Annotated in this window: 4 protein-coding genes and 2 pseudogenes; 4 read left to right on the top strand and 2 right to left on the bottom strand. The window is 62.7% G+C overall.

The features are described from left to right. Positions 1-88: 88 nt before the first annotated feature. Both FPZ47_RS08755 and FPZ47_RS08760 read left to right on the top strand, forming a co-directional pair. Positions 89-1582, top strand: coding sequence for an acetyl-CoA acetyltransferase (locus FPZ47_RS08755; RefSeq protein ID WP_007172286.1), 1494 nt, complete (start codon positions 89-91; stop codon positions 1580-1582). Continuing rightward, positions 1579-2676 (top strand): zinc-dependent alcohol dehydrogenase, encoded by a 1098-nt coding sequence (locus FPZ47_RS08760; RefSeq protein WP_007172287.1) that lies wholly within the window; start codon positions 1579-1581, stop codon positions 2674-2676. The genes FPZ47_RS08755 and FPZ47_RS08760 overlap by 4 nt, the downstream gene beginning before the upstream one ends. 42 nt (positions 2677-2718) lie before the next feature. Here FPZ47_RS08760 and FPZ47_RS08765 read toward each other — a convergent pair whose 3' ends face one another. Then, positions 2719-3927, bottom strand: a complete 1209-nt coding sequence (locus FPZ47_RS08765) for an IS110 family RNA-guided transposase (protein WP_007172600.1) — start codon at positions 3925-3927, stop codon at positions 2719-2721. A gap of 246 nt (positions 3928-4173) precedes the next feature. On the opposite strand from FPZ47_RS08765, the gene FPZ47_RS08770 reads away from it, so the two are divergent. Both FPZ47_RS08770 and FPZ47_RS08775 read left to right on the top strand, forming a co-directional pair. Next, a complete protein-coding gene (locus FPZ47_RS08770) occupies positions 4174-4743 on the top strand; it encodes a carboxymuconolactone decarboxylase family protein (RefSeq protein WP_372457562.1) in 570 nt (189 codons plus the stop codon). A gap of 287 nt (positions 4744-5030) precedes the next feature. Next, positions 5031-5500, top strand: a pseudogene (locus FPZ47_RS08775) (PaaI family thioesterase). A 31-nt stretch (positions 5501-5531) separates the two neighbouring features. Here the strand turns inward: FPZ47_RS08775 and FPZ47_RS08780 are convergent. Then, a pseudogene (locus FPZ47_RS08780) lies at positions 5532-8049 on the bottom strand (MMPL family transporter); the annotation flags it as partial. Between the last annotated feature and the right edge of the window lie 76 nt (positions 8050-8125).

The following is an 8125-nucleotide window of genomic DNA, read 5'->3' on the forward strand; positions in this document are numbered from 1 at the left end:
GACGATCGAAGCAGTTGTCGTATAGCACCTTATGTGACAATATCGCAGATATGTCGCAAAGGCGTCGACGATGACCGCGGCCTGACCGTTGCCGATTCCACGCCGCACTCCGGTCGTCGTCGCAGTTGGTGAGATCACGCACCGCGACGACGGTGTCGTTGACCCCATCGATTTGGCTTCCGAGGCCGTGCGTCGAGCATTGCAGGACTCGGGCGCTGCTATCGGGCATCGAATCGATATGGTGGCGACGCCCGGAATCTTGATGATTCCGCGTGACAATCCTGCGACGAGGATTGCCGAAGCGGCTGGGCTGGCGCCAATACGGCGCATCAGTTGTCCGGTTGGCGGTAATACGCCTCAGTACCTCGTTGAGGTGCTCGGCGCCCGCATCGCGCGCGGTGTCAGCGACGCGGTGTTAGTCGTCGGAGCGGAGAGCGGCGCGTCAGCTCGTAGGGTTGGATCGGGTCAGGTGCGACGAGACCCGAAACCCGTTGAGGGCCGGGATGAGTCACTTGGCGATACTCGCCCCGGTCTGAGCGCGGCCGAGATGTGTGCTGGACTGCGTTGGCCGCACCAGGTGTACCCGGTCTTCGAATCGGCGATTGCGGCTCGATCGGGCCGGACCTTCGATGAGCAGCGTCGCTGGCTGGGAAACCTGATGGCCCCCTTCACGCTCGAAGCATCGAGGCATCCCGGCCAGGCATGGTTTCCGCGCGCGCGCACTGCCAGTGAGCTCAGCTCGGTCTCGCCAACTAACCGGATGGTGTGCGAGCCATATCCCAAGATGCTCAACAGCATTATCACCGTCGATATGGCAGCCGCCTTCGTCATGATGGCTGCCGAAGTCGCCGACGAAATCGGTGTTCCTCGTGACCGATGGGTTTTCCCATGGTGCGCGGCCACTTGCAACGACGTGTACTTTCCGGTTCAGCGGCCCGATCTCAGTCGGTCCGCGGGAATTCGCGCTGTCGGACGGGCGCTCCTAGCTGCCTGCGACCTTTCCGCCGATGACATCGGATGGTTCGATTTGTACTCCTGCTTCCCTTCCGCGGTCGAAGTTGCGATCGAGGCGCTCGATCTCGATCCAGCGGATCCACGCGGGTTCACGGTGACCGGTGGATTGCCCTACCACGGAGGACCGGGTAACAACTATGTCAGCCACTCGATTGTGGAGATGGTTCGACGCTGCCGAAGCGAACCGGACGCCCTAGGACTGGTTTCCGGATTAGGTTGGTACATCACGAAGCACTCGTTGGGCCTATGGTCGGCGACGCCGCCGCCGACTGGGTGGCAGACACCGGACATGGCGGAAGCGCAGGCCGCGATTGATGCGACTGCGGTTCCAGTCGCTTCTGCCGCCGACACATCCGGTAGGGCAACGATCGACGGCTACACGGTGGTACACGACCGCGACGTTGGCCCTTCGTGGGTGCCTGTTCTCGCGCGTCTACCCGACGGCCGGCGCGTCGCGGCTCGCAACGACGATGCGAAGGTGGCGAAGGAAATGTCAAAAGAGATGATGGTCGGACGTCAGGTAACTGTGCGGCCCGCTGATCAGCGCGTCGAATTCGAACTGCCATGAAGGCCGATGCGCTCGTGCTGACCAAGCCGCGCGCCCTCGAGCGGCGCACTCTTGCGGTACCGCCCGTCGACGGCCACTCCGGAGTCCTTCGGATCGAGGCGTGCGGGCTCTGCGGAACCGATCACGAGCAGTACAGCGGTCACCTACCAGCGGGCTTCGCCTTCGTCCCGGGACATGAAATCGTCGGTGTCGTTGAGGCAGTCGGTGACGCCGCAAGCGCGCGTTGGGGTGTGTCGGCAGGTGATCGGGTTGCGGTCGAGGTTTTTCGATCGTGCCGGGAGTGCGACGCGTGCCGCCGAGGTGAGTATCGCAGGTGCTCGCGCAACGGACTGGCCACGATGTTCGGCTTCGTCGACGTAAACATCGATCCCGGCCTGTGGGGAGGGTACGCAACGCACCTGCATCTGCCCTTCGATTCCATGCTGTTGTCGATTCCAGACAGACTCGACCCGATTGTCGCTACGTTGTTCAACCCGCTGGGCGCGGGAATCAAATGGGCTGCCACGCTGCCGGAGACCGCGTCAGGCGACGTCGTCGCAGTCCTGGGGCCAGGCATCCGCGGCATCTGCTCGGCCGTAGCAGCGAAGGAATCCGGAGCGGCATTCGTCGCTATGACCGGACTCGGACCACGCGATCGACCACGGTTAGCCGCAGCGTCCAAGTTCGGCGTGGACCTGACCATTGACGTGACCCGTGAAGACCCGGTCAAGGCCCTGCAACGAGCGACCGGTCAACTCGCAGACGTCGTCGTCGACGTCACCGCCAAAGCGCCAGGTGCATTCGCTGACGCCGTCGCACTTGCTCGACCAGGCGGACGCGTGGTGATCGCCGGCACCCGCGGCGGCGGCGGAGCACCAGGCTTCGAGCCAGACCTCCTCGTTTTCAAAGAACTACGCGTCCTCGGCTCGCTGGGGGTCGATTACCCCGCCTATCAGAGCGCGATCGAATTGCTCGTCTCTGGGCGTTGGCCCTTCGATGAACTATCCCGGGACGTCGCCGGTTTCGCGGGCCTACCACGATTACTCGACGTCTTAGCCGATGGCGAGCCGGGCACGATTCCGGCCTTGCACAACGTCTTCGTACCGATGGCCTGACGTGCCAGCAGTGCCCAACTGAAAGGACTCTCAATGACGATGTCAAGCCGCCGACTGAGTGATCGGGGGTGAGTCGGGTTGCCAGGTGCGGTTGTCGCGGATGAGTGCGTAGAGGACGTTGGTGCGGCGTCGGGCCAGGCAGATGGTGGCTGGGATGGGTCGTTTGCCTTGGTTTCGTTTGCGTTGGTAGTAGGCGCGGGAGGCCGGGTCGCAGCGGATGGCGGTCAGTGCGGACATGTACATCACCCGGCGCAGCCGGCGGCTGTAGCGCTTGGGGGTGTGCAGTCGTCCGGTGCGTTTTCCCGAATCTCGAGATACCGGTGCGAGCCCGGCCCAGGCGGCGAGCTGGTCGGCCGAGCCGATCAGTTCGGGATCGCCGACGGCGGCCAGGAATTCAGCACCGAGCCGAAATCCCATGCCTGGGATGCTGGTGATCACTTCGGCCAGTGGATGGCGGCGAAATCGGTCCTCGATGTCGGCATCGGTGGTCTTGATGCGGTCATCGAGGGCAATCACCCCCTGCGCCAGATCAGCGATCAGTCCGGCGGCCACTTGTTCGCCGGGCAGTCGGACCGTTTGAGTTTTGGCGGCCGCCACCGCAGCCGCCGCAATGGCCGCGGCATTACGCACTCCGGCGTCGGCCAGGATCCGGGTCAGCCGCGAAATACCGGTCTGGCGGATGGCTTTGGGGCGCTGGTAGCGCGCCAGCAGCACTACCCAGCCCCGGTCAGCGCTGAGCTGGGCGGCCCGCTCCAGCGCCGGACACACCGCAACGAGTTGTTGGCGCAGTCGGTTGATCGTGCGGGTGCGGTCAGCGACCAGGTCGGCGCGATGAGCGGTGAGCAGCCGCAGTTCGGTGATCAGATCGTCGTCGGGATGCAGCAGTGGCAAGTCATCGCCGCGCATCCGCGACTGATCAGCGATCACCCGGGCGTCTTTGGCGTCGGTCTTGGCTTCACCACCTCGATAGACCGCCGAGGCTTGCCAGACCGCACGGCCCGCCAGGTAGCGCACCGACTTGCCGGCATCAGCCAACACGGTCAACAACAGGGCGGCATACACCGTGGTCAGGTCCACCGTCCAGGCAACCTGATCAGCCAACGAGTCAATCTCGCCGATCAGCGCACGGATCGGTTGCTCCTCGTTGCCGAGTCTGCGCGACAACACCACCGTGCCGCTGTTGTCGACCACGCACACCCAGTGATGTTCCTTGCCGACATCAACCCCAGCCCACAACTGGCCCGCTGCCATCGATCTCCTATCCGCTTGTCTGCCAACACGATCCCCACGGACAACCCCGCCAGCATTTCCTTAAACAAGCGATCACGTCGCAGATCTCAATCAGCGGCCCGAGGAAGTCCAGGAAGGCCGGGCGGCCAGTCCTTTCAAGCCGCACCACCAGGCCGGCAACCGACATGCCGCCTCACCCGACCCACCCGGGTCACAGCACAACGTAACAACACGAAGTAACTGCACCTACGAACTTAAGGACCGACTGTGGGCAGTGGAAACCGCGTCGAAATGCTCGGCCTGACAGACGCGCGCCGGCGCGCTGCTCAATGTGGCATCCCCGAAGCCATAGCGGAGTTGTCGATATTCCGAATCGCGCTTCACCAGCCTAGTGTGGCAATGGCCTTGAACGGACTGCTGGAGGCGTTGCTGTGGACCGGGGACCTCGACGCGCGGCTGCGAGAGCTGATCATCATGCGAATCGGCTGGGTCACCGGCTCGGTCTATGAATGGACGCAACATTGGCGACTCGCACGAATGCTCGACGTGTCCGAGCGTGACCTGCTCGCGGTGCGAGATTGGCAGAATGCTAACCACTTTGGCGATGCCGAACGTGCTGTACTTGCGGCGACCGATGAGACACTGCGTGACGGCACCATCTCGGATGGCACGTGGGCTGTGTGCCGAGATGCGTTGCAAGCAGACCCGGGGCTCCTTGTAGAACTTGTCGCGGCGATTGGCAACTGGCGACTCTTTTCTGCGCTCCTGCGATCTCTGGATGTGCCGCTCGAAGACGGCGTCGACGAATGGCCCCCTGACGGTGTTCGACCATCGTGACGCAGCGTGTCCAAAATGCCTGCGGTACCGTGCTAACGGTATCGCGCCGAAGCGGACCGTACTGGCGCTTGGATCGCCCGGCGCGGCTCGCCGTGACCATGAGCTGCACTTTGCCAGGTCGGCATACGCCAAGTTGCTGCGTTCGGCACCTTAATGCGGGATTTCTCGTCGTTTAAGGCCGCAATGGCCGAAGTTATCGAACACGTCCAACCGGAAACGAGGCCGCAACCTTGGATGCTCCAAATTCAACTGAACCGCAACGCCTGCCGTCACACACGCCTACCTGTATGGGTTGCGGGACCCGAGAATTCCAGTGGCCTGCAGCTAGAGGTCTATCGTCTGGACGATGAGGTATATGCCGATGTGGCATTCGATGAGCGTCATATCGGTGCGCCCGGCTTGGCGCACGGCGGGGCTATCGCGGCGGCGTGCGACGACCTTTTGGGCTTCACCCTGTGGATCGCCGGCACGCCTGCGGTCACGCGCAATCTCGCGATCGAGTATCTAGCGCCGGTTCCGCTACACCAGCCCCACCGCATTAGCGCACGTATCAGCGTGCGGCAAGGACGTGCCTTACACTGGCGAGGGGGTCGGTGAAGATGGCGTCATTCGTTTCACCGCAACAGCGGTTTTCATCACGGTAGAACCCGAACACTTCGCCGCCCACGGCGACATCGCCGGTTTCGGAGAGCTTCTTGACCAGCTCGTCCGCTTCGCTGGACCCAACACCGCTCATGACTCAGATGAAGGTGCGTAATCGTCGGTATTTTAGTCAAAATGCAAGAGTTTCAAGCGTCCTCACGTTTACGTTGCGGCCACCAGCTGGTCTCACGGAGCAATGTGGCGATCGCGGGAACCGTGAGAGTGCGGACAACAAAGGTGTCGAGTAGTAGGCCACAGCCGATGATGAGCCCGGCTTGGATCATGATCGCGACCGAACCGACCATAAGGCCGAACATGCTGGCCGCGTAGATGAGCCCGGCGGAAGTGATGACTGAGCCGGTGTTTGCGACCGTGCGCAGTACGCCGACGCGGATGTTGTGAGCGGATTCCTCGCGTAACCGCGAGATCAGCAGCATGTTGTAGTCGGCGCCCACCGCGATCAAGATGATGAACGCCAAAAGCGGTACCAGCCAAGCGATTTTCTTACCGAGGCCGTATTGGAAAACGAGCGTCCCGATGCCCAGTGCGGCTGCGTAGTTGAGCACGACCGTACCGAGCAGGTAGAGCGGGGCCACCAAGGCGCGCAGGAGAACGACGAGGATCAGTCCGACGATGACGAGCGTGGCAATGGCCAGCAGATGGAAGTCGGCCGACAGAAGGCGCTGGATATCGGAGTTGACGGCGGGGAATCCGGCCATCGATATTTTGGCGTTGGCCAAGGAGGTGTTGGGCGTGCAGCATCGGCAACTTGGGTGATCTTCTGAGCGAGATCCATCGCTTCGCTGCTGTAGGGGTTGTAGCTGGATTCGATGGCGAAGCGTGCGGTCTTGCCGTCAGCGGACAGGAAGTGCTTTGCCACATCGGAGAACTGGCGATTCTCGAAGGCGTTAGCCGGGAGGCAAAAGCCGCTGGAGTTGTCCGAACCGGCGCTGGACCGCGCGGAATTCTGTAGTTGGGTGGCGATCTGACTCATGCCGGACAACATTTCGATGTTGCTGTCGGCAAGGGTATGCACACCGGTGGCTAGGGCTTGTGCGCCCGATGCGAGCTGGCTGATGCCGTTTTGGAGGCGGCGGATGTTGCCGGCCATGTCGGCGGGGTCGCCGAGCGCTCCGAACGCCTTGTTCAGCGAGGTGACCGTGTTCTGCAGGTCTGCCATGGTGCCCCCCGCAGTATCGCCGCCCGGCTGGTACATGTCGCCGAGGTTGGCGAGCTGGCTGAAAAAGCCGCCATCGCGCAAGGTCACCAGAATCCGTACCTGGTCGCGGATCTGGGTGCACTCGGGTGTGGAGGCAAACCAGGGGGAGGTGTTGAGCGCACCGACCAGCGGGTCGATCGTGGCGATCGCATTCTGAGCTTGTTGAGCTTCTTGACGTAGCCCAGGTCCGGCTCGGATAGCTTGGTCGATGGTCGGTGTGGTAGTCGAAAGTTGCTGCAGCAGAGGGCGAAAGCGCTGAAATTGCGAGCCGCTGGACTGGGCTTGGTTAAGGATACCGGTCAGCGGAGTCAACGCTGTGCGAAGGGTGGTGTCAAGTTGCGCCAGGCCGCTGGCGAGTTGGTCGGCACCGCCGGTGAGTTTGGTGAGATCGGTCTTGTGGGCGTCTCCTTTGGCGACGGCATCGGCCATCTTGTTGCCGATCTGGACGTTTTGCCAAGAGAGCTGTGCCTGATCGAGTCGTGCCCCGGTGGGCCGGGTGACGCCGGATACTTTGGTGACGCCCGGCAATTGCGACACGCGAGACGCCATCTCATCCAGGTCGGCCAGGCCTTTACCGGTGTGCATATCGGTCCGTGATTCCACGACCATGAACTGGGTGATGACGATATCTTTGCGAAAGTGCCTGTCCAGCAGGTGATAACCTTCGTTGCTGGCGGTTGTGTCCGGCTCTCCTTGGCGGTCGTCGTAGCTCATGCGCATGGTCAGCGCGACAGCCGCTAGCCCTAATACAAGGGCCAGGCTGGCGGCCAGCAGTGGGGTGGGTCGGCGGACTACGGCCACGGCGATCCAGTTCCAGTAGCGGCGTGTGCGGTCGGCTTTGGGTTCGCCAATGCCGCCGTTTGGCGGCCAGCGCCAATACCGGAGGGAACAATGTCACGGTGGCCGCGACTCCGACGAAGACGGCTATCGCGCACGCTGGGCCCAGCGCGCCAAAAACGCTCAGCTTTGCAAAGAACCATGGCCAGAAATGCAAACGCCACAGTCGCGGCGGAGGCCAGGATCACCCGGCCGATGGTGGCGGTTGCGTTGATCACCGCGAGGTCAGCCGAGACGTCCTGGCGGCGCTGCTCGTGATACCGGCTGATCAAAAATGCCGAATAATCGGTGCCGGCGCCCAACAGAATCGCCGTCATGAACGCGATGGTGAATCGCGACACCGGCATTCCCGCTTCGCCCAGCGCCGAGAGCACTCCGCGCCCTACCGCAAGGCTGACCCCGATAACCAACAGAGGCAGCAACGCGGTAAACAGTGACCTGTAGATGACCAGCAAGATCAGCGCTATCAGCCCGGCGGTCACGACGGAGATGACAATCAAATCCTGCTCAGCCGAATCGATTTGATCGCTGAACGTCGCGGGAGGGCCGGTTACGCGGACCGTCGTGGATGTGCCGCTAAAGGACTGGGCGGCGATAGCGGTGATGGCTTAGTAGTGCGGTGAGGCCGCCGGGAACCGGTCGGTGGTCGCCGACTGCGGGTCATCTTGCCGGGGCAGCAGGTAG

The organism is Mycobacterium helveticum, from assembly GCF_007714205.1.
Lineage (GTDB): Bacteria > Actinomycetota > Actinomycetes > Mycobacteriales > Mycobacteriaceae > Mycobacterium > Mycobacterium helveticum.